This window comes from Pseudomonas sp. S07E 245 (assembly GCF_019599025.1).
In the GTDB taxonomy this organism is placed as follows: Bacteria; Pseudomonadota; Gammaproteobacteria; order Pseudomonadales; family Pseudomonadaceae; genus Aquipseudomonas; species Aquipseudomonas shirazensis.
Genome location: NZ_CP080625.1, coordinates 2,843,966 through 2,866,658, shown reverse-complemented (window position 1 = coordinate 2,866,658; position 22,693 = coordinate 2,843,966). Strand labels below are relative to the sequence as shown.

Genomic DNA, 22,693 nt, shown 5'->3' with positions numbered 1-22,693 from the left:
ATCACAGGGAATCAAGGAGCTGACAGTGAGTGACGCATTCGTTCGGATTGGGCCGCTGATGGATCCCGCCAGCTACCCGCAGTGGGCGCAACAAATGATCGAAGACTGCCGCGAGAGCAAGCGCCGGGTAGTCGAACACGAGTTCTACCAGCGCCTGCGCGATGGTCAACTGCGTCAAGCGACCATTCGCCAGTACCTGATTGGTGGCTGGCCAGTGGTTGAGCAGTTTTCCCTATACATGGCGCACAATCTGACCAAGACCCGCTTTGCCCGCCACCCTGGTGAGGACATGGCCCGGCGCTGGCTGATGCGCAATATCCGCGTCGAACTCAACCATGCTGATTACTGGGTGCACTGGTGCCATGCCCACGGCGTGACCTTGGGTGATCTGCAGGCGCAGGACGTGCCAGCCGAACTTAATGGCTTGAATGACTGGTGCTGGCGGGTGTGCTCGACCGAGTCGCTGGCGATTGCCATGGCGGCCACCAACTATGCGATTGAAGGCGCTACCGGCGAATGGTCGGCGGTGGTCTGTGCGGATGGTGCGTATGCCGAGGGCTTCCCGGAAGAGACCCGCAAGCGCGCCATGAAGTGGCTGAAGATGCATGCCCAGTATGACGATGCGCACCCTTGGGAGGCGCTGGAGATCATCTGCACACTGGTGGGGGAGAGCCCGACGCCGTTGCTGCGCGCCGAGTTGCGCAAGGCGGTATGCAAGAGCTACGACTGCATGTACCTGTTCCTCGAGCGCTGCATGCAGCTGGAGCAGCGTCAGGCTGGGCGTACGCGGCTGGGCTTGGCAGCCGGTTGATCACGGTATCTGGGGCTGCAAAGCAGCCCCAATCCAGCCGCCGCAATGTTACTGGGCGTTGAACGCTTGCCCATTCACCGCTTTGCTGTCCGGCCCCATCAAATACACGTAAACCGGCATGATTTCTTCAGGCAACGGATTGTCCTGCGGATTCTCGCTCGGATACGCCGCCGCACGCATGGCAGTGCGGGTCGCGCCCGGGTTGATACTGTTGGAGCGCACCGGTGCCACGCCTTCCAGCTCGTCGGCCAGGGTCTGCATCAAGCCCTCGGTGGCAAACTTCGACACCCCATAGGCACCCCAGTAAGCCCGGCCCTTGCGCCCGACACTACTGGAGGTGAACACCACCGACGCATCCTCGGACAACTTCAGCAGCGGCAACAGGGTGCTGGTGAGCATGAACGTGGCATTCACGTTGATGTGCATCACGCGCATGAAATTGTCGCCCGAGAGTTGCTCCACCGGCGTGCGCGGGCCAATGATCGAAGCGTTGTTGAGCAGCCCGTCAAGCCGACCGAAGTCGTTCTCGATCATTACTGCCAGCTCGTCATACTGGTGCGCCAAGGCAGTTTCCAGGTTGAACGGGATCACCACCGGTTGCGGGTGGCCCGCGGCTTCGATCTCGTCATAGACCTCATTGAGGTTGGCTTCGGTCTTGCCCAGCAGCAACACGGTCGCGCCCAGCGCGGCGTAGGCCTTGGCCGCCGCAGCGCCAATGCCGCGGCCGGCGCCAGTCACCATGATCACTCGGCCAGCCAGCAGGCCGGGGCGGGCGGTGTAATCGAACATAGGTCTATCCTTTGCAAGCCAGGGCGCGGCGGGCGCGCCCTCAGCGATTGATCAGCAGCCGCACAGCGCGCTGTCGAGCACCTTGCGCAGCTCCAACGGGTGGTCCACCACCACGTCTGCACCCCAGTTGTTGGGGTTGTCCTGCGGATGAATATAGCCATAGCGCACCGCTGCGGTACGGGTCCCGGCGTCGCGCCCAGACTCGATATCACGCAGGTCGTCACCGACGAACAGCACGCTGGCCGGGGCCAGATCCAGGGTCTTGCAGGCCAGAATCAGTGGCTCGGGATCAGGCTTGCTGTTCTTGACATGATCCGGGCAGATCAACAACGCAGAGCGCTCGGCCAGGCCCAGGCGCTGCATGATCGGCTCGGCGAAGCGCACTGGCTTGTTGGTCACCACGCCCCAGATCAGGCCGCCTTTTTCGATATCGTCGAGCAGCTCGGGCATGCCCTCGAACAGCTTGCTGTGCACTGCACAGTCACGCTGGTAGCGCTCGAGAAACTCCAGGCGCAATGCCTCGAAGCCTTCGTCTTCCGGGTTCATGGCAAAGGTCGCGGCAACCATCGCCCGCGCGCCGCCGGAGATCTCGTCGCGGATCAGCTTGTCGGCGATCGGCGCCATGCCGCGCTCGGCGAGCATCGCCTGGCAGATGGCGATGAAGTCAGGCGCGGTGTCCAGCAGCGTGCCGTCCATGTCGAAAAGTACTGCTCGCAAACGCATGCTCACACCTCGCGCAGGGTCTGGATCATGTAGTTGACGTCGACGTCGCTGCTCAGCTTGTAGTGCTTGGTCAGCGGGTTGTAGGTCAGGCCGATGATGTCTTTGACTTCAAGACCGGCAACCCGGCTCCAGGCGCCCAGCTCGGACGGGCGGATGAATTTCTTGAAGTCATGAGTGCCGCGCGGCAGCATCTTGAGGATGTACTCGGCGCCGATGATCGCCAGCAGGTAGGCCTTGGGATTGCGGTTGATGGTCGAGAAGAACACCTGGCCACCCGGCTTGACCATGCGGTAGCAGGCGCGGATCACCGACGATGGGTCAGGCACGTGCTCGAGCATCTCGAGGCAGGTGACCACGTCGAACTGCTCGGGCATTTCTTCGGCCAGGGCCTCAGCGGTGATCTGCCGGTACTCGACCTCGACGCCCGACTCGAGCTGGTGCAAGCGGGCTACCGCCAGCGGCGCTTCGCCCATGTCGATGCCGGTCACGGTGGCGCCGCGTTGCGCCATCGCTTCGCTGAGGATGCCACCGCCGCAGCCGACATCGAGGACTTTCTTGCCGGCCAGACTGACGCGCTCGTCAATCCAGTTGACCCGCAGCGGGTTGATGTCATGCAGGGGCTTGAACTCGCTTTCGCGGTCCCACCAACGGTGGGCGAGGGCCTCGAACTTGGCGATTTCGGCGTGGTCGACGTTGCTCATTGAACAGATCCTCTGAAACTTGAATAAAAGGTGTCACTAAGCGCCAGCCGCAGCTGACGCGTGGTCATTCCTTGCCTGCGATGCGCGCGCCCCAGGCGCGGGCCATGGCGGTCAGTGCTGCCTCGTCCATACGGGTCAGGCGGCGATCTTCAAGCAGCTGCTCGCCGGCAACCCAGACATGCCGCGCGCAGTCGCGGCTGGTGGCATAGATCAATTGTGACACAGGGTCGTGCACCGGCTGCTGGGCCAGGCCAGACAAGTCGAACGCCACCAGGTCGGCGGCCTTGCCCAGTTCCAGCGAGCCGATCTGTGTGTCCAGACCCAGGGCGCGGGCGCCATTAAGGGTCGCCATGCGCAAGGCCCGATGGGCGTCCAGTGCCGACGCCGAGCCGGCCACCGCTTTCGCCAGCAGGGCGGCGGTGCGGGTTTCGCCGAGCAGGTCGAGGTCGTTGTTGCTGGCCGCGCCATCGGTGCCTATAGCGACATTGACCCCGGCCTGCCACAAACGCTCAACCGGGCAGAAGCCGCTGGCCAGTTTCAGGTTGGATTCCGGGCAGTGGATCACGCTGGTGTTGCTTTCTACCAGCAGGGCCAGGTCGTCGTCGCTGATCTGGGTCATGTGCACCGCCTGCAGGCTCGGCCCCAGCAGGCCAAGCCGCGCCAGCCGAGCCAACGGCCGTTCGCCGTGCTCGGCAACGGCCTGCTCGACTTCGCTGGCGGTCTCATGGATGTGCATGTGCAGCGGCGCATCGAGCTGATCGGCAATCACGCGGATCTTCTCCAGCGTCTCGTCACCGACCGTATACGGCGCGTGGGGGCCGAGGGCTATGGTGATGCGCGGGTGGTGGCGCAACTCGCCGAACAGCTCGATGGCCTGATGCAGGGCGTCGTCCGCAGTCGCTGCACCGGGTATCGGGAAGTCCAGCAGCGGCACCGCCACCTGGGCGCGAATGCCGCTCTGCTCGACTTGCTCGCAGGCTTCGCGCGGATAGAAGTACATGTCGGCAAAGCAGGTTATGCCGCCCTTGAGCTGTTCGGCGATGGCCAGGTCGGTACCGTCGCGGACAAAGCCCGGATCGACCCAGCGGCCCTCGGCCGGCCAGATGTGCTCACGCAGCCAGGTCATTAGCGGCAAGTCGTCGGCCAGGCCGCGGAACAGGCTCATGGCGGCGTGGCCGTGGGCGTTGATCAGGCCTGGGCACAGCAGGCAGTCGGGCAACTCGCGCACCTGCAGCGCCACCGGCGCGCGCTCGCGCGGGCCGAGCCAGGCGATCAAACCGTCGCGTAGGCCCAGCGCGTGCCCTTCGAGTACCACTCCGGCTGGCTCCACAGGCACCAGCCAGTTCGGCACCAGGAGCAGGTCGAGGGGGGCTACGGAGGTCGGCATGCGGCAGCTACCTGAAGGGTTTGGGCGGATCGCGCAGTATACCCGAGCGCCCGCGGCTGAGGCTCGCTATAATCGCCGGCTTTTGATCAGCAAAGCACGGGGAGAGGCGATGCGCGAGCGACTTTTGGCGGCAGAGAAGGTGACCGGCATTCAGTGGCGTGACGGCACCCTGCATCTGCTCGACCAGCGCCTGCTGCCGGCGCAAGAGCGCTGGCTGGCCTGTACCGACGTGTCTCAGGTAGTGAGCGCGATCCGCTCGATGGCGGTGCGCGGTGCGCCGGCCATCGGCATCAGCGCCGCTTATGGGTTGGTCCTGGCGCTGCGTGCCCGGCTTGCCGAGAAGGGCGACTGGGAAGAGTCGATCGAAGAAGACTTTCTGGATCTGGCCGAAGCGCGGCCCACCGCGGCCAACCTGTTCTCGGCGCTCAACCGCATGCGTGATCGCTTGCAGCGCCTGCGCCCCAATGAAAACCTGCTGGCGGCCATGGAGGCCGAGGCCATCGCCATCCACGACAGCGACCGCGAAGCCAACCTGACCATGGCCCAGTACGGCATCGAGCTGATCCGCCGCCAGCAAGGCAATGAGCAGACCATGCTGACCCACGGCAATGCCGGTGCGCTGGGCAGCGGGGGCTTCGGTACCGCGCTGGGTGTGCTGCGTGCAGCTTACCTTGAGGGCATGGTCGAGCGGATTTACGTCGGCGAGACCCGGCCCTGGCTGCAAGGCTCGCGTCTGACCGCCTGGGAACTGGCGCAGGAAGGCGTGCCGGTCACCCTCTGCGCTGACTCGGCGATGGCGCACCTGATGAAGGTCAAGGGCATCACCTGGGTCGTGGTGGGTGCTGACTGCATCGCGGCCAACGGCGATGTCGCGGCCAAGATCGGCACTTACCAACTGGCGGTAGCGGCCATGCACCACGGCGTGCGCTTCATGGTGGTGGCGCCAAGCACCAGCATCGACCTGAACCTGGCAACCGGTGACGATATCCCGCTGGAAGAGCGCGAAGCAGACGAACTGCTGGATGTTGCCGGCAATCGGGTTGCCGCACAGGTCGAGGTGTTCAATTCAGTGTTCGACGTGACTCCGGCTGACCTGGTTGACGTGATCGTGACCGAAAAAGGCGTGGTAGAGCGCCCAGACACCGCCAAGATCGCCCAGCTGATGTGCCGCAAGCGCCTGCATTGAGCGCCACCGCGCCGCGCAGGACGCAGCTGTCGGGGCAAAGCGGCCATTGCTTGGCAGCGCCGCTTCTTGTTGCAGCTTGAGGCTTAAGCCTGATGCATTTTTGTGGTACCATCCGGCAGTTTCCAAGGCCGCCCGTTTATGCGGTCTTCATTGCGCAGATCCAAGGCACAACCTATTGATTTGTCGTAAGTCGTCGCACCACTGTGCGCTGCGGCGACGAGCTTCGTTCGTCCTCTGGGGACTTGGACGAGGTTTCACCAGAAAAAGGAATCAGGCTTCTCATGGGCGAACTGGCCAAAGAAATCCTCCCGGTCAATATCGAAGACGAACTGAGACAGTCTTACCTCGACTACGCGATGAGCGTGATTGTCGGGCGTGCACTGCCCGATGCGCGTGACGGCTTGAAGCCCGTGCATCGCCGCGTTCTGTTTGCGATGAGCGAGTTGGGCAACGACTGGAACAAACCGTACAAGAAGTCCGCCCGTGTGGTCGGTGACGTTATCGGTAAGTACCACCCGCACGGCGACACTGCGGTCTACGACACCATCGTGCGTATGGCCCAGCCATTCTCGCTGCGCTACCTGCTGGTCGACGGCCAGGGCAACTTCGGTTCGGTCGACGGCGACAACGCTGCGGCAATGCGATACACCGAAGTGCGCATGTCCAAGCTGGCACACGAGCTGCTGGCTGACCTGCACAAAGAAACCGTCGACTGGGTACCCAACTACGACGGCACCGAGCTGATCCCGGCGGTAATGCCAACGCGCATCCCCAACCTGCTGGTCAACGGCTCCAGCGGTATCGCCGTGGGCATGGCGACCAACATCCCGCCGCACAACCTCGGCGAAGTGATCGACGGTTGTCTGGCGCTGATCGACAATCCTGAAGTCACCATCGATGAGCTGATGCAGTTCATCCCTGGACCGGACTTCCCGACTGCCGGCCTGATCAACGGCCGCTCCGGCATCATCGAGGCCTATCGCACCGGTCGTGGCCGCATCTATATGCGCGCCCGCTCCGAGATCGAAGACATCGACAAGGTCGGTGGCCGTCAGCAGATCGTCATCACCGAGCTGCCGTACCAGCTGAACAAGGCTCGCCTGATCGAGAAGATCGCCGAGCTGGTCAAAGAGAAGAAGCTCGAAGGCATCACCGAGCTGCGCGACGAGTCCGACAAGGACGGTATGCGCGTGGTCATCGAGCTGCGTCGCGGCGAGGTGCCTGAGGTCGTGCTCAACAACCTCTACCAGCAGACTCAGCTGCAGAGCGTGTTCGGCATCAACATCGTCGCCTTGATCGACGGTCGTCCGCGCCTGCTCAACCTCAAGGACCTGCTCGAAGCGTTCGTCCGTCACCGCCGTGAAGTGGTGACCCGTCGTACCGTATTCGAGCTGCGCAAGGCCCGTGAACGTGGCCACATCCTTGAAGGCCAGGCTGTCGCACTGTCCAACATCGACCCGGTCATCGCCCTGATCAAGGCCTCGCCGACCCCGTCCGAAGCCAAGGAAGCCCTGGTTGCGATGCCGTGGGAATCGAGCGCGGTGCAGGTCATGGTCGAGCGCGCAGGCGCCGACTCGTGCCGCCCGGAAAACCTCGATGCCCAGTACGGCATGCGCGATGGCAAGTACTTCCTGTCGCCAGAGCAGGCCCAGGCCATTCTTGACCTGCGTCTGCACCGCCTGACCGGCCTCGAGCACGAAAAGCTGCTGGCCGAGTACCAAGAGATTCTCGAGCAGATCGGCGAGCTGATCCGCATCCTCAGCAGCGCCGAGCGCCTGATGGAAGTGATCCGCGAAGAACTCGAAGCGATCCGTGCCGAATACGGCGACGTGCGCCGCACCGAGATCCTCGATGCCCGTCACGACCTCAGCTACGGCGACATGATCCCGGAAGAAGAGCGCGTGGTGACCATCTCCCACGGCGGCTACGCCAAGACCCAGCCGTTGACTGCGTACCAGGCCCAGCGCCGTGGCGGCAAAGGCAAGTCGGCGTCCGGCGTCAAGGACGAGGACTACATCGAACACCTGCTGGTTGCCAACAGCCACGCCACGCTGTTGCTGTTCTCCAGCAAGGGCAAGGTCTACTGGCTGAAAACCTACGACATCCCGGAAGCCTCGCGCGCTGCCCGTGGCCGTCCGCTGGTCAACCTGCTGCCGCTGGAAGACGGCGAACGCATTACCGCCATGCTGCAGATCGACCTCGAAGCCCTGCAGCAGAGCGCCGATGTCGATGAAGAGCTGGAGGATGGCGACGACACCGTGCTTGAGGGTGAGCTGGTCGAAGCCGAAGAAGTCGACGAAGAAGACGGCGACACTGCCGAGTGGGCTGCAGAGCCTACCGGTGCCTACATCTTCATGGCGACGGCGTCCGGTACCGTCAAGAAGACCCCGTTGGCCCAGTTTGCGCGTCCACGTACCAGCGGCCTGATTGCGCTGAAGCTGAAAGAAGGCGACACCCTGATTGCCGCCGCCATCACCGATGGCGCCAAGGAAGTCATGATGTTCTCCGACGCCGGCAAGGTCATCCGCTTCGCTGAAAGCGTCGTGCGTGAAATGGGCCGTACCGCTCGCGGTGTGCGCGGCATGAAGCTGGGCAAAGGCCAGCGCATCATCTCGATGCTGATCCCCGAGTCCGGTGCGCAGATCCTTACCGCCTCCGAGCGTGGCTTCGGCAAGCGTACTCCGCTGTCCAAGTTCCCACGGCGCGGTCGTGGTGGTCAGGGCGTGATCGCCATGGGCACCAAGGGCCGTAACGGCCTGCTGATCGGCGCGATCCAGGTGCAGGAAGGTGAAGAGATCATGCTCATCTCCGACCAGGGCACGCTGGTGCGCACCCGCGTTGGCGAAGTATCCAGCCTGGGTCGTAACACCCAGGGCGTGACCCTGATCAAACTGGCCAGCGACGAGACCCTGGTGGGCCTTGAGCGGATCCAGGAGCCATCCGAAGACCTCGAGGAGTTGCTCGAAGGCGAGGAGGGCGCAGAGGGCGTCGAACTCGATGCGGTAGAGGCGGCAGATGATGACGCCGGCGCCGCCGAAGAGGCGCCGCAGGAATAAACAGCGCAACAACCCGAGCGGGGCGGCCATGGTCGCCCCGCTTACTGACCAGAGCAGAGCGAGAGTGGATGTGAGCAAACGAGCCTTTAACTTCTGCGCAGGCCCTGCTGCGCTTCCTGAAGCAGTCCTGCAGCGCGCCCAGGCGGAAATGCTGGACTGGAATGGCAAAGGTCTGTCGGTGATGGAAATGAGCCATCGCAGCGATGACTACGTGGCCATTGCCGAAAAGGCCGAGCAGGACCTGCGTGACCTGCTGTCCGTCCCCTCCAATTACAAAGTGCTGTTTCTGCAAGGTGGCGCCAGCCAGCAATTTGCCGAGATCCCGCTGAACCTGCTGCCGGAAAACGGCACCGCGGACTACATCGAGACCGGCATCTGGTCGAAAAAGGCCATCGAAGAAGCGCGTCGCTTTGGCAACGTCAACATTGCTGCCAGCGCCAAGCCCTACGATTACCTCGCTATCCCCGGCCAGAACGACTGGACCCTGAGCAAGGACGCCGCTTACGTCCACTACGCGTCCAATGAAACCATTGGCGGCCTGCAGTTCGACTGGGTGCCGCAGACCGGTGACGTACCGCTGGTGGTCGACATGTCTTCGGACATCCTCTCGCGCCCGACCGACGTGTCCCAGTTCGGCCTGATCTACGCCGGCGCGCAGAAGAACATCGGCCCAAGCGGCCTGGTTGTGGTGATCGTGCGTGAAGACCTGCTCGGTCGCGCCCGCAGCAGCTGCCCAACCATGCTCGACTACAAGGTTTCGGCCGATAACGGCTCGATGTACAACACGCCGGCGACCTATTCCTGGTACCTCTCGGGGCTGGTCTTCGAGTGGCTCAAGGAGCAGGGCGGTGTCGAAGCCATGGAAGCGCGCAACCGGGCGAAAAAAGATCGCCTGTACGGCTTCATCGACTCCAGCGATTTCTACAGCAACCCGATCAGCGTCAACGCCCGTTCGTGGATGAACGTGCCGTTCCGCCTGGCCGACGAGCGCCTGGACAAAGCCTTCCTCGCCGGTGCTGACGCCCGCGGCCTGCTCAACCTCAAGGGCCATCGCTCGGTGGGCGGCATGCGCGCATCGATCTACAACGCCCTGGGTCAGGACGCCGTTGAAGCTCTGGTCAGCTACATGGCTGAATTCGAGAAGGAGCACGCCTGATGGTCGAGCACGAACTCAAAGCCCTGCGTGTACGCATCGATAGCCTCGACGAGAAGATCCTCGAGCTGATCAGCGAGCGCGCCCGCTGCGCCCAGGAAGTGGCCCGGGTCAAGATGGCCAACCTGGCCGAAGGCGAGACGCCGGTGTTCTACCGTCCCGAGCGGGAAGCTGCCGTGCTCAAGCGCGTCATGGAGCGCAACGGCGGCCCACTGGGCAACGAAGAGATGGCGCGTTTGTTCCGCGAAATCATGTCTTCGTGCCTGGCCCTGGAGCAGCCGCTGAAGGTCGCCTACCTCGGCCCTGAAGGTACCTTCACCCAGGCTGCGGCGATGAAGCACTTCGGCCACGCGGTGATCAGCCGGCCAATGGCGGCGATCGACGAAGTGTTCCGTGAAGTGGCCGCCGGTGCGGTCAACTTTGGCGTGGTGCCGGTGGAAAACTCCACCGAAGGTGCGGTCAGCCACACCCTCGACAGTTTCCTTGAGCACGACATGGTTATCTGCGGCGAAGTCGAGCTGCGCATTCACCATCACCTGCTGGTGGGCGAGAGCACCAAAACCGACAGTATCACCCGCATCTATTCCCACGCCCAGTCGCTGGCCCAGTGCCGCAAGTGGCTCGATGCGCATTACCCGAATGTTGAACGGGTGGCGGTGTCGAGCAACGCCGAAGCGGCCAAGCGGGTCAAGGGTGAATGGAACTCGGCGGCGATTGCCGGCGATATGGCAGCCAACCTGTATGGCCTGACGCGTATTGCCGAGAAAATCGAAGACCGCCCGGACAACTCCACGCGCTTCCTCATGATCGGCAGCCAGGAAGTGCCGCCGACCGGCGACGACAAGACTTCGATCATTGTGTCGATGAGCAACAAGCCGGGCGCGCTGCACGAGCTGCTGGTGCCGTTCCACGACAACGGCATCGACCTGACCCGGATCGAAACCCGGCCGTCGCGCAGTGGCAAGTGGACCTACGTGTTCTTCATCGACTTTGTCGGCCATCATCGGGATCCGCTGATCAAGGCTGTGCTGGAGCAGATCAGCCAGGAAGCCGTTGCGCTGAAAGTGCTGGGCTCGTATCCGAAGGCGGTACTCTGAGGTTGAAGCTGGTCTCTGCGCTACTGGGGCCGCTGCGCGGCCCTTCGCGGGCAAGCCCGCTCCCACAGGATTTGTATCAAGCCCGCACGGGTGATCGACGCAAAACCCTGTGGGAGCGGGCTTGCCCGCGAAGGGTCGCGCAGCGGCCCTGGTGCGGCAATCGATCAGCATGGTTTGATCCGGCACATGCTGCCGTTCTGAACAGGGTTCGCACTCGTGGTTGATGTGGTAGCAAACAAATCCGCGCCGATTATCGGCCGCCTAGTCGTGGTCGGCCTCGGCCTAATCGGCGGCTCGTTCGCCAAGGGCCTGCGTGAAAGCGGCCTGTGCCGCGAAGTCGTCGGCGTCGATCTCGATGCCCCGTCGCGCAAGCAGGCTGTCGCCCTCGGTGTAGTCGATCGCTGCGAAGAAGACCTCGCCAGCGCCTGCGTCGGCGCCGACGTGATCCAGCTCGCCGTGCCGATTCTGGCCATGGAAAAACTGCTCGCCGTGCTGGCCCGGCTCGACCTTGGCAATGCCATCGTCACCGACGTCGGCAGCGCCAAGTGCAACGTGGTCCGTGCCGCCCGCGAAGTCTTCAGCAGCAACCTGCCGCGCTTCGTTCCCGGCCACCCGATCGCCGGCTCCGAGCAGAGTGGGGTAGAGGCCTCCAACGCCGCGCTGTTCCGCCGGCATAAAGTCATTCTTACGCCACTGGCTGAAACCGACCCTGCCGCACTGGCCATGGTCGACCGCCTGTGGCGCGCATTGGACGCCGATGTCGAACACATGACGGTCGAGCGTCACGACGAAGTGCTGGCGGCTACCAGTCACCTGCCACACCTGCTGGCCTTCGGCTTGGTCGATTCGCTGGCCAAGCGCAATGAAAACCTCGAAATCTTCCGGTACGCTGCAGGGGGCTTTCGCGATTTCACAAGAATCGCCGGCAGCGACCCGATCATGTGGCATGACATCTTCCTCGCCAACCGCGAGGCGGTGCTGCGCACGCTAGATACATTTCGCAGCGACCTCGACGCCTTGCGCGACGCGGTCGATGCAGGGGATGGGCACCAGCTGCTGGGGGTATTTACCCGCGCACGGGTTGCCCGCGAGCATTTCAGTAAAATCCTGGCCCGCCGGGCCTATGTGGACGCTATGAACGCCAACGATCTGATTTTCCTGGCCCAACCTGGTGGCCGCGTGTCCGGACGGATCCGCGTTCCAGGCGACAAGTCGATTTCCCATCGCTCGATCATGCTCGGCTCGCTGGCCGAAGGCACCACTGAAGTCGAAGGCTTCCTTGAAGGCGAGGACGCTCTGGCGACCTTGCAGGCCTTCCGCGACATGGGTGTGGTCATCGAAGGCCCCAACCATGGCAAGGTCACCATTCACGGTGTCGGCCTGCACGGCCTGAAAGCCCCGCCCGGGCCGATCTACGTCGGCAACTCCGGCACCTCGATGCGCCTGCTGTCGGGCCTGCTCGCCGGCCAGCCGTTCGACGTGACCATGACTGGCGATGCTTCGCTGTCGAAGCGGCCGATGGGCCGCGTCGCCAACCCGCTGCGGGAAATGGGCGCAGTGGTCGAAACCGGCGCCGATGGCCGGCCACCATTGACCATTCGTGGCGGGCAAAAACTCAAGGCACTCAACTACACGCTGCCAATGGCCAGTGCCCAGGTCAAATCCTGCCTGCTGCTGGCCGGCCTGTATGCCGAAGGCGTGACCACCGTCACCGAGCCTGCGCCAACCCGCGACCACACCGAGCGCATGCTGCGCGGCTTTGGCTATGCGGTCGAGTCCAACGGCCCGGTCGCGTCGCTGCAAGCGGGTGGCAAACTCACCGCAACCCGTATCGAAGTGCCGGCAGATATCTCGTCTGCTGCGTTCTTCCTGGTTGCCGCGTCGATCGCCGAAGGCTCCGACCTGCTGCTTGAGCACGTCGGCATCAACCCGACCCGCACTGGTGTCATCGACATCCTGCGCCTGATGGGCGGCGATATCACTCTGGAGAACCAGCGTGAAGTCGGTGGCGAGCCGGTAGCCGACCTGCGTGTGCGTGGCGCCAAGCTCAAAGGCATCGAGATCCCGGAAGAGCTGGTACCACTGGCTATCGACGAGTTCCCGGTGCTGTTCGTCGCCGCGGCTTGCGCCGAAGGCCGGACCATCCTGCGTGGCGCGGAAGAACTGCGAGTGAAGGAATCCGACCGCATCCAGGTAATGGCCGACGGCCTGATCACCCTGGGCGTGAAGTGCGAACCGACCCCGGACGGGATCATCATCGACGGCGGCCCGATTGGCGGTGGCGAAGTACATGGCCACGGCGACCACCGTATCGCCATGGCTTTCAGCATCGCCTCGCTGCGGGCCACTGCGCCGGTGCGTATCCATGACTGCGCCAACGTTGCGACCTCGTTCCCGAACTTCCTCGCGCTGTGCGCCGAAGTCGGCATTCGTGTCGCCGAAGAGGCCAAGTCGTGAACGCCCAGGCCCCGGTCATTACCATCGACGGCCCGAGCGGGTCGGGCAAAGGCACCGTAGCCGGGCTGTTGGCACGTGAGCTCGGCTGGCGCCTGCTCGATTCCGGCGCGCTGTACCGTTTGCTCGCCTTCAGCGCGCGCAACCATGGCGTCGACCTGACCAACGAAGAGCTGCTGACCAAGCTGGCCGCTCATCTGGATGTGCAGTTCTACCCGGCCGAGGAGGGTAAGCTGCAGCGCATCATGCTCGAGGGTGACGACGTCAGCCTCGACATCCGTACCGAAGCAGTCGGCGCCGGCGCCTCGATGGTGGCCTCGCTGCCCGCGGTGCGCGATGCCCTGCTGCAGCGCCAGCGCGCGTTTCAGGAGGCTCCGGGGCTGATCGCAGACGGCCGCGACATGGGCACTGTGGTGTTCCCGGACGCGCCGTTGAAAGTGTTTTTGACCGCCAGCGCCGAGGAACGGGCGCGACGTCGTTATTTGCAGTTGAAAGCGAAAGGCGACGATGTTAGGCTGGCGAGTCTGCTAGATGAGATTAGTGCGCGCGATGAGCGCGATACCCAGCGTGCGGTGGCCCCGCTTAAACCGGCGGCCGACGCGATTCAGCTGGACTCTACCGAGTTGTCCATCGAGCAGGTGTTGCAACGCATCAAAAGCGAGATCGCCCTGCGCGGTATCGCCTGATGATCAGGAAAGCAGGCAGGGGCACCAGTCAACGTCTTGCCGGTTTTCCTTTAAATAACGAAACCCACATTGTCTGGAGTGTGGTTAGGGGCGTCTTCTTCGCCCAAATCTACAGGAATTAAAATGAGCGAAAGCTTTGCAGAACTCTTTGAAGAAAGCCTGAAAACCCTCAATCTTCAGCCGGGTGCGATCATCACCGGTATCGTTGTCGACATCGACGGCGACTGGGTTACCGTACACGCTGGCCTGAAGTCCGAGGGCGTCATCCCGCTCGAGCAGTTCTACAACGAAGCTGGCGAGCTGACCATCAAGGTCGGTGACGAAGTTCACGTTGCGCTGGACGCGGTCGAAGACGGCTTTGGCGAAACCAAGCTGTCCCGTGAAAAAGCCAAGCGCGCCGAGTGCTGGATTGTTCTGGAAGCTGCTTTCGCTGCCGAAGAAGTTGTCAAGGGCGTTATCAACGGTAAGGTTAAAGGCGGCTTCACTGTCGACGTTAACGGTATCCGTGCGTTCCTGCCAGGTTCGTTGGTTGATGTCCGCCCAGTGCGCGACACCACCCACCTCGAAGGCAAAGAGCTGGAATTCAAGGTCATCAAGCTGGACCAGAAGCGCAACAACGTCGTTGTTTCGCGTCGCAGCGTCCTCGAAGCCGAGAACAGCGCCGAGCGTGAAGCTCTGCTCGAAACTCTGCAAGAAGGCCAGCAAGTCAAAGGTATCGTCAAGAACCTCACCGACTACGGCGCATTCGTGGATCTGGGCGGCATCGATGGCCTGCTGCACATCACCGACATGGCTTGGAAGCGTATCAAGCATCCGTCGGAAATCGTCAATGTTGGTGACGAAGTTGATGTTCGCGTCCTGAAGTTCGACCGTGAGCGCAACCGCGTTTCGTTGGGTCTGAAGCAGATGGGCGAAGATCCGTGGGTAGCTATCACTGCTCGTTACCCAGAAGGTACTCGCGTACAAGCTCGCGTTACCAACCTGACCGACTACGGCTGCTTCGCTGAGCTGGAAGAAGGCGTTGAAGGTCTGGTACACGTTTCCGAAATGGACTGGACCAACAAAAACATCCACCCGTCGAAAGTCGTTCAGGTTGGCGACGAAGTGGAAGTTATGGTTCTGGACATCGACGAAGAGCGTCGTCGTATCTCCCTGGGCATCAAACAGTGCAAGTCCAACCCATGGGAAGACTTCTCCGGCCAGTTCAACAAGGGTGACAAGATCACCGGTACCATCAAGTCGATCACCGACTTCGGTATCTTCATCGGCCTGGACGGCGGCATCGACGGTCTGGTTCACCTGTCCGACATCTCCTGGAACGAAACCGGCGAAGAAGCCGTACGTCGTTTCAAGAAGGGCGACGAGCTGGAAACTGTCATCCTGTCGGTTGATCCAGAGCGCGAGCGCATCTCCCTGGGCATCAAGCAGCTGGAAGACGATCCGTTCTCCAACTTCGTTGCTGTCAACGACAAGGGTGCAATCGTCAAGGGTATCGTCAAAGAAGTTGACGCCAAAGGCGCCATCATCACCCTGGCCGACGACATCGAAGCTACTCTGAAAGCTTCCGAAATCAGCCGTGACCGCGTTGAAGACGCGCGTAACGTTCTGAAGGAAGGCGAAGAGATCGAAGCCAAGATCATCAGCGTTGACCGTAAGTCGCGCGTTATCAGCCTGTCGATCAAATCGAAAGACGATGCTGAAGAGCGTGAAGCTATCCAGAGCCTGAAACAGGCTCCTGAGGCAGCTGCTGCCGACACCACCATGGCTGCGCTGCTGCGCGAAGCAATGGCCAAACAGAACTAAGTTCTGCTTGATCGGTAGAAAAAGGGCGACTTAGGTCGCCCTTTTTTATTGCCTGCGATTTGTCGCCTGTTGTCAGAGGGTTGCGCAGCTGCCCGCGGCGTCTCAGCCCAACTGGTGCAAACCCCTCTACCCAGCGCTGCCCAACCCGGTGCACCGAAAAAGTTCCCCGCGCACCAATCTTGAATTTTTTTATTAAGTCAAGAACCGCCCTGTTCAAATCCTCCTGAGCGTGCTACAAACTGGTTAAGCAATGATCTAGCTGCTTGATAACGAAGGGAAAAACATGACGAAGTCGGAGCTGATCGAACGTATTGTCACCCATCAGGGTTTACTCTCGTCCAAGGACGTCGAGTTGGCCATCAAGACCATGCTCGAGCAAATGGCCCAGTGCCTGGCAACGGGCGATCGCATCGAGATCCGCGGCTTTGGCAGCTTCTCGCTGCACTATCGCGCACCTCGCGTAGGTCGCAACCCCAAGACCGGCCAGTCGGTAAGCCTTGAAGGCAAGTTCGTGCCGCACTTCAAGCCGGGCAAGGAATTGCGCGACCGGGTCAACGAAGAAGAGCACGAAACCGAAGCCTGAGTGCAATCAAAGGATCAGACCGATGCGTAACCTCAAGCGCGCCCTGGCGCTGCTGTTCGTCCTGCTGCTGGCAGCAGTGGTGATGTTCTTCGTGCTGGAGAACCAGCAAACCGTCGCCCTGGTATTGTTCGGCTGGACTGCCCCTGCAGTGCCCGTAGCACTGCCAGTACTCGCCGCCTTGGTGGTGGGCCTGGCCCTAGGTCCATTGCTTGGCGCCTACGGCGTCATGCGCAGCAAGCGCAGGATTCGTGCATCGGCACGTCAGGCGGCCTTGGCAGAGAGCTGAGGAAACGTCCTACAGCTTTAGCAGACATAGCTGATATGAAATCTGCGAAGAAAATGGAGTAATAGCCCGCTTCGTTTTCAACCCTGCGCAGGGCTTCAGCAGCATGACTTTCCCCGTTATCACGCATAATGGTGGCACCCGCGGCGTCACGGGTTCCTGTCATCAGCTGCACCTAGATTCCGCCACCAGCCTGCTCATCGATTGCGGGCTTGAGCAAGGCGCCGATGCCCGCCCTGATTCTTCCGCGCTGGGCTTCGATGTCAGCGGCATCCAGGCGTTGGTGATCACTCATGTGCACCTCGACCATGTCGGTCGCATTCCGGCACTGCTGGCCGCAGGCTTTCGCGGTCCGATCTTCTGTAGCGTGCCTTCCGCGAAGCTGCTCCCGCTGGTTCTTGAAGATGCCTTCAAACTCGGCATCAGTAGCGAGCCCGCGCAGGTAGCGCGTTTTCTGCATCTGCTGAAAAGTCTGGTTGAGCCGATCGCCTTTGGTCAGTGGCACAGTCTGATCGAGCAAGGGCACCTGCAATGTCGCATCCGCCTGCAGCGTGCCGGCCATCTGCTCGGTTCAGCGTACGTCGAGTGTGACATCAGTACCCCTGCGCAATCGTGCAGCACACGTGTGGTGTTCTCTGGCGATATCGGCGCGCCCCACAGCCCCTTGCTGTGTCCAGTCCAGCCGCCAGAGCGCGCCGATGTGCTGGTGCTCGAAAGCACCTATGGCGACCGCCTGCATCCTGACCGCAGCGACCGGCGCCAGCGTCTGGAAGCAGCGATAGATCGTGCCTTGGCTGACCAGGGCACGATCCTGATCCCCGCATTCAGTCTCGGTCGTACGCAAGAGTTGCTCTATGAGATTGAAGAGGTCCTTCACCTTAAAGGCCTGCTCGACACCTCGGGCGCGGCAGCCTGCGATGATCAGGTCGACTGGGCGCAGTTACCGATCATCCTCGACTCGCCGCTGGCTCAGCGCGTGACCCAGGTCTACCGGGAGCTGCATCAGTACTGGAATGACGAAGCCCGACTACGCTTGAGCGAAGGGCGCAAGCCGCTTGGCTTTTCCCAGTTGGTGTGTGTGGATAGCCACGCAAAGCACCAGCAAGTGGTCAACTATCTGAAGAGTACTGGCCGGCCAGCGATTGTGATTGCCGGCAATGGCATGTGTTCGGGTGGGCGGATCGTTAATTACCTCAAAGCCATGCTGGGTGATCCGCGGCATGAGGTGGTTTTTGTCGGGTATCAGGTCAAGGGGACGCCTGGGGCGGTTTTGCAGGCTGGTGCTGAGAAGGTGGAGTTGGATGGCGAGGCCTATCCGCGGCGGATCAAGGTCACGACGCTGACGGGCTATTCGGCTCATGCGGATCAGGCTGGGTTGGTCGAGTTTGCGCTCGGCGCGGGGAGGGCGGCCAGGCGGCTGGTGCTTGTGCATGGGGAGGGTGGGGCGAAGCGGGGGTTGGCGTCAGCGCTGCGCAGCAAATCTGCGGAACTCGGGTGCGAGGTGGACGTCACAGTCCCAGCTTGACCGTTTGGCAGAGCACGCTTTGAAGTCAGTGCGGAGTGGAACTTCCCAGGCTCAGACCTCTCTATAACGGATTAATGCTAAAGATATGTAATGGGCCATGCACATTGCTGAATTGCCGCTACGCTTCATCTTTACAGGTAGCAAGCCATGGGTTGGCGAAGGTCGTACCTGTTCAGGGAAGTCTGACTTCGACGGATCCAAGGAAAATTAGAATAAATGCGCAATGAACGTGAGCGCCTGAGTGGTGAGGGTGAAATTGATCTGGTCGAGTTGGTGCAGGGTGTCTGGAGAAGGAAGCTCTGGGTTGCACTGGTTGCACTGCCGGTAATTGGACTGAGTATCGCCTATGTGCTGCTCGTACAACCGGTATATGAGGCCAAGCTCTATGTTCAGCCGCCGTCGCAGAGCGAGATTGCTCAACTTAATAACGCTCGGGGTGGAGATTCAGGCTTGTCGACCTATTCCGTCAAGGATGTATACGACATTTACTTGAAGGCCCTGCAGTCAGAAGCACTACGTAACAAATTTTTCCGCACGGAATATTTGGCGCACCTCACGGATGAGCAGCGCAGTGGTTCGCGTGACGCGTTGTACAGTCACTTCAACAGTTTGATCAAAGTGTCTCAGGCTGGCAAAGACATGCCCTCTCGTTATGTCGTAACCGCTAATCTCGAAGACCCCCGTAGAGCTGCCGACTGGGTCACGACATACGTGGAAATGGCGTCTGAACGCGCTAAGCGAGAAGTGTTGAAGGGTAGCCACAGCGACCTCGCGATCATGGCTGATAACCTTGAGCGACAGATTCAAGCTGCCCAGGCCGGCGCGCGCAAGCAGCGTGAAGACCAGATTGCTCAGCTGCAGGAGGCGCTTGCTGTGGCTGAATCCATTGGGCTGAAGAAGCCACCGATTCTTGCAGGTGACTTGTCGTCAGAAATTTCAGCGGGCATGGGAGGCAGCCTGACCTACATGCGAGGGAGTGAAGCGCTCAGAGCTGAAATCGATACCCTCAAATCGCGCGTCTCCGATGATCCATTCATCAGCGAGCTCAGGTCCAGGCAGGAAAAGCTGGGTATTTATCGCAGTATCAGCATTGATCCATCCGCCATCGCGGTATATCAGCAGGATGGCGCTGTCGAGCAGCCTGATAAGCCAATCAAGCCTAAAAAGTCGTTGATCGTTCTGCTGGCTAGTGCGGCGGGCTTGGGTTTGGGGGTGATGGTCGCGCTTGCCAGAGATGTCTGGATAAGGCGCCGTGTCATGGCTTGAGTGCTGTAACGTGGCCGGTTCTTGTCCCCAACCATTGTTGGAAATTGCGAGAAATGCAACAATGCTCGCGGTCACCGATGGCATGGAAAAGCTGGACGCGCGCATGATGCGCTAAGCAGTGCCTGTCGTGGTAATTCTCAACCTATCTATCAGGCAAAGTGCATTGAACAGCGTCACGCGTGTACCGCCCGCTATCCATACCAGCGAAATAGACCTTTTCGATCTCGTCCGGCGACTGTGGCGACGTAGAGTTTTGATCCTCGGTGTGGCTGCCGTAAGTGCCGCACTAGGTGTTGTCTATGCTCAGCTTGCAACACCGGTCTATGAAACATCGACTATTTTGCGCCCGGTTGCCCTGAACGAGCTGGACGCCCTGAACCGGTCGAAAATCTACACCTTGCCGCCGGTTGCGGCGCTCAAGCGGGTAGGCGCGACCTTGGATTCCTATGACGCGCGGCTGGCCTTCTTCCGGGCACGGCCGGAGCTGATCGAGGCGTTCGCAAGCCCGGGCCAGAGTCTGGAGCAAGCGTTCGATGCGTTCAACAGCGATGCGCTGATGCTCATGCAGCCAGACCCCAAAAAGACTGATCTGCTCAGTACTTATATTGGTCTGAAGATTCGCTACGACCGGGGGCTTGATGGAGCCAGTGTGCTCAATGACTTTGTCGCTTATGCGGCCGAGCGAGAGCGAGCTCAGTTGGTCCAGGACCTGCAGATCATCAAGGCCAACCGCCTGACCGAAGTTGATGCCCAGCTGAGTTCGGCGATGGAGCAATACAGCGCTGGCAAAGAAAGCCGAATAGCGCGCCTGGAAGAGGCCGACGCCATAAAGCGTGCGGAGTTGAACGACGAGCTGAGCGCCCTGCGTGTGCAATCGAAACTGCGCAGAGAGGCGCGGCTGGCTCAGTTGGATGAGGCAATTGCCATTGCGCGAAGCCTGGGCCTGAGCCGGCCCTCTACACCGTCCCTGATGGCCAATGCAGATTCGGAAAGCAGCAATGTCATTCGCACCGAAGTCAACAGCCAGCAAACGCCGTTGTATTTCCTTGGCTCGAATGTGCTCGAGGCAGAGCGCAATGCGTTGCGCCGACGTACTTCCGACGACTTCACCGAGCCGCGCATCGCGCAGATTCGCAAAGAGCTCGTCATGCTGTCCACTAACCGCAAGGTGCAGATGCTCAAGGCGCGGGCTAATGACGCGGCCTTTCTTGAAGGGATCGAGACACTCCGAGCAGAAAAATCCCGCCTGCTTAACCTGGATACCAGCCTGCAAGGCCTGCGTTTGATCAGTGTCGACCAGCTAGCGGTTGAGCCGGTTCGTCCGATTCGTCCACGCAAAGCGCTGATCGTGTTGGTGGCGTTGGTGGTCGGGTTGATGCTGGGTGTGTTTGTCGCGCTGATTCGCAGCCTGGTCAAGGACCGCCTGCGGCAGATCCGTGTGCTGGAGATCAAAGGCACTGCAGAGCGCGTTTCTCCTGATGCAGTGGCAGAAACCGGGACGTCCCGGCTCGATACTCCGGCAACGAACGGCGCAGCAACTTAGCAGCGTAAGTGATGTCAAATGGCCGCATCGTTGCTGCCAAAGAACTGTTGGAACCTCGATGGTTAAAGCAATATGATTGCAGCGCCTTGGATTTCCTGCAGCGCGTGACGCACGGAGGTCGGCAACGACGGCGAGCGTATGCAATAGGGCGACGGCACCGAGGTTAGTAGCGGATCGATTCACTCGGCTGGTAATGAGTCGTCCAAGTTTTAGTACCCGCTGTACTGTCTTGACGACGGGCGGAAAATTCATGGTGAGTTGGAAAATATGACAGACATTAATGCAGTGGTAGAAAAGTTCAAAAGCCGCAAGGCTTTGATTGGTATCGTCGGTCTTGGCTATGTCGGTCTGCCACTGATGCTGCGATATAATGCCATTGGCTTCAATGTACTGGGTATCGATATCGATACATTCAAAGTTGATAAGCTCAACGCCGGCCAGAGCTACATTGAACATATCTCTGCCGCCAATATTGCCAAGGCGCGCGAGAGCGGTTTTGAGGCGACAACCGACTTCACCCGTGTCAGCGAATGCGATGCACTGATTCTGTGCGTACCTACCCCGTTGAACAAATACCGCGAACCGGACATGAGCTTCGTCATCAACACCACCGACGCGCTCAAGCCTTACCTGCGCCCTGGCCAGGTGGTTTCGTTGGAAAGCACCACCTACCCAGGCACCACCGAAGAAGAGCTACTGCCTCGAGTGCAGGAAGGCGGTCTGGTGGTCGGTCAGGACATCTATCTGGTCTACTCGCCTGAGCGCGAAGATCCGGGCAATCCGAACTTCGAAACCCGCACCATTCCAAAAGTCATTGGCGGTCACACCGCTCAGTGTCTGGAAGTCGGCGTCGCCCTGTATGAGCAAGCGATCGATCAGGTTGTTCAGGTCAGTTCGACCAAGGCTGCCGAGATGACCAAGCTGCTGGAGAACATCCACCGCGCCGTCAACATTGGCCTGGTCAACGAGATGAAGATCGTGGCCGACCGCATGGGTATCGACATCTTTGAAGTGGTAGACGCCGCAGCGACCAAGCCATTTGGCTTCACCCCGTACTACCCTGGCCCAGGCCTGGGTGGCCACTGCATTCCGATCGACCCTTTCTACCTGACCTGGAAGGCGCGTGAATACGGCTTGCATACCCGTTTCATCGAGCTCTCGGGCGAAGTCAACCAGGCCATGCCGGAATACGTGCTCGGCAAACTGATGGACGGCCTCAACGATGCAGGCAAGGCACTCAAGGGCAGCCGCGTGCTGGTCCTGGGTATTGCATACAAGAAAAACGTAGACGACATGCGCGAGTCGCCGTCAGTAGAAATCATGGAGCTGATCGAAGCCAAGGGCGGCGTGGTTGCGTACAGCGATCCGCATGTCCCGGTGTTCCCGAAGATGCGCGAGCACCACTTCGAGCTGAGCAGCGAAGCACTGACCGCTGAAAACCTGGCCAGCTTCGATGCTGTTGTGTTGGCGACCGATCACGACAAGTTTGACTATGCCCTGATCGAGAGCAAGGCCAAGCTGATCGTCGACAGCCGCGGCAAGTACCGCACGCCGACAGCGCATATCATCAAAGCCTGATTACCGACTTCGTCATGTCGATCCGCTTGCGCTTGCCGCGCGGGCGGATACTTTCGTTTTTACAGGATC

General features: G+C 61.0%; 18 protein-coding genes. 14 read left to right on the top strand and 4 right to left on the bottom strand.

Features of this window, described 5'->3' with window-relative positions:
* Window positions 1-25: 25 nt before the first annotated feature.
* Window positions 26-811: a TenA family transcriptional regulator gene (locus K3F44_RS13210; protein WP_150573786.1), complete on the top strand. Its 786-nt coding sequence runs from the start codon at window positions 26-28 to the stop codon at window positions 809-811.
* 48 nt (window positions 812-859) lie between these two features.
* On the opposite strand, the gene K3F44_RS13205 is transcribed toward K3F44_RS13210, so the two are convergent.
* From K3F44_RS13205 to K3F44_RS13190, 4 genes are all read right to left on the bottom strand, one after another.
* On the bottom strand, window positions 860-1,600 hold the full coding sequence (locus K3F44_RS13205) for a YciK family oxidoreductase (RefSeq protein ID WP_101321659.1): 741 nt from the start codon (window positions 1,598-1,600) through the stop codon (window positions 860-862).
* A gap of 51 nt (window positions 1,601-1,651) precedes the next feature.
* Window positions 1,652-2,323 (bottom strand): N-acetylmuramic acid 6-phosphate phosphatase MupP, encoded by a 672-nt coding sequence (gene mupP / locus K3F44_RS13200; RefSeq protein WP_220632401.1) that lies wholly within the window; start codon window positions 2,321-2,323, stop codon window positions 1,652-1,654.
* Between the two features lie 2 nt (window positions 2,324-2,325).
* Window positions 2,326-3,024 carry a bifunctional 2-polyprenyl-6-hydroxyphenol methylase/3-demethylubiquinol 3-O-methyltransferase UbiG gene (gene ubiG / locus K3F44_RS13195; RefSeq protein ID WP_101321657.1) on the bottom strand — a complete coding sequence of 233 codons (699 nt, stop codon included), beginning with the start codon at window positions 3,022-3,024 and terminating at the stop codon, window positions 2,326-2,328.
* Window positions 3,025-3,088: 64 nt separating this feature from the next.
* Window positions 3,089-4,411: a TRZ/ATZ family hydrolase gene (locus K3F44_RS13190; protein WP_220632400.1), complete on the bottom strand. Its 1,323-nt coding sequence runs from the start codon at window positions 4,409-4,411 to the stop codon at window positions 3,089-3,091.
* A 109-nt stretch (window positions 4,412-4,520) separates the two neighbouring features.
* Here K3F44_RS13190 and mtnA point away from each other — a divergent pair, with 109 nt between their 5' ends.
* From mtnA to wbpA, 13 genes are all read left to right on the top strand, one after another.
* A complete protein-coding gene (gene mtnA, locus K3F44_RS13185; RefSeq protein ID WP_101321655.1) occupies window positions 4,521-5,597 on the top strand; it encodes an S-methyl-5-thioribose-1-phosphate isomerase in 1,077 nt (358 codons plus the stop codon).
* Window positions 5,598-5,878: 281 nt separating this feature from the next.
* On the top strand, window positions 5,879-8,653 hold the full coding sequence (gene gyrA / locus K3F44_RS13180; RefSeq protein WP_150571400.1) for a DNA gyrase subunit A: 2,775 nt from the start codon (window positions 5,879-5,881) through the stop codon (window positions 8,651-8,653).
* Between the two features lie 70 nt (window positions 8,654-8,723).
* The gene (gene serC, locus K3F44_RS13175; protein WP_101323087.1) at window positions 8,724-9,809 is read left to right on the top strand and encodes a 3-phosphoserine/phosphohydroxythreonine transaminase; all 1,086 of its coding nucleotides are present in this window, start codon (window positions 8,724-8,726) and stop codon (window positions 9,807-9,809) included.
* Window positions 9,809-10,903 carry a prephenate dehydratase gene (gene pheA, locus K3F44_RS13170; RefSeq protein ID WP_101321653.1) on the top strand — a complete coding sequence of 365 codons (1,095 nt, stop codon included), beginning with the start codon at window positions 9,809-9,811 and terminating at the stop codon, window positions 10,901-10,903. Before serC ends, pheA begins: the two co-directional genes overlap by 1 nt.
* Before the next feature lie 249 nt (window positions 10,904-11,152).
* Complete coding sequence (locus K3F44_RS13165) at window positions 11,153-13,360, top strand: bifunctional prephenate dehydrogenase/3-phosphoshikimate 1-carboxyvinyltransferase (RefSeq protein WP_259407073.1); 2,208 nt, start codon at window positions 11,153-11,155, stop codon at window positions 13,358-13,360.
* Window positions 13,357-14,043, top strand: coding sequence for a (d)CMP kinase (gene cmk / locus K3F44_RS13160; RefSeq protein ID WP_101321651.1), 687 nt, complete (start codon window positions 13,357-13,359; stop codon window positions 14,041-14,043). Before K3F44_RS13165 ends, cmk begins: the two co-directional genes overlap by 4 nt.
* Before the next feature lie 123 nt (window positions 14,044-14,166).
* On the top strand, window positions 14,167-15,846 hold the full coding sequence (gene rpsA / locus K3F44_RS13155; RefSeq protein WP_101321650.1) for a 30S ribosomal protein S1: 1,680 nt from the start codon (window positions 14,167-14,169) through the stop codon (window positions 15,844-15,846).
* A gap of 283 nt (window positions 15,847-16,129) precedes the next feature.
* Window positions 16,130-16,429 (top strand): integration host factor subunit beta, encoded by a 300-nt coding sequence (gene ihfB / locus K3F44_RS13150; protein ID WP_101321649.1) that lies wholly within the window; start codon window positions 16,130-16,132, stop codon window positions 16,427-16,429.
* A gap of 22 nt (window positions 16,430-16,451) precedes the next feature.
* A complete protein-coding gene (locus K3F44_RS13145) occupies window positions 16,452-16,715 on the top strand; it encodes a LapA family protein (protein WP_150571398.1) in 264 nt (87 codons plus the stop codon).
* A 103-nt stretch (window positions 16,716-16,818) separates the two neighbouring features.
* The gene (locus tag K3F44_RS13140; protein ID WP_220632398.1) at window positions 16,819-18,237 is read left to right on the top strand and encodes an MBL fold metallo-hydrolase; all 1,419 of its coding nucleotides are present in this window, start codon (window positions 16,819-16,821) and stop codon (window positions 18,235-18,237) included.
* A 216-nt stretch (window positions 18,238-18,453) separates the two neighbouring features.
* Window positions 18,454-19,503, top strand: coding sequence for an LPS O-antigen chain length determinant protein WzzB (locus tag K3F44_RS13135; RefSeq protein ID WP_220632397.1), 1,050 nt, complete (start codon window positions 18,454-18,456; stop codon window positions 19,501-19,503).
* 163 nt (window positions 19,504-19,666) lie between these two features.
* Window positions 19,667-21,046, top strand: coding sequence for a Wzz/FepE/Etk N-terminal domain-containing protein (locus K3F44_RS13130; RefSeq protein WP_220632396.1), 1,380 nt, complete (start codon window positions 19,667-19,669; stop codon window positions 21,044-21,046).
* A gap of 267 nt (window positions 21,047-21,313) precedes the next feature.
* Window positions 21,314-22,624: a UDP-N-acetyl-D-glucosamine 6-dehydrogenase gene (wbpA, locus tag K3F44_RS13125; RefSeq protein WP_150571394.1), complete on the top strand. Its 1,311-nt coding sequence runs from the start codon at window positions 21,314-21,316 to the stop codon at window positions 22,622-22,624.
* The last annotated feature ends 69 nt before the right edge of the window (window positions 22,625-22,693 follow it).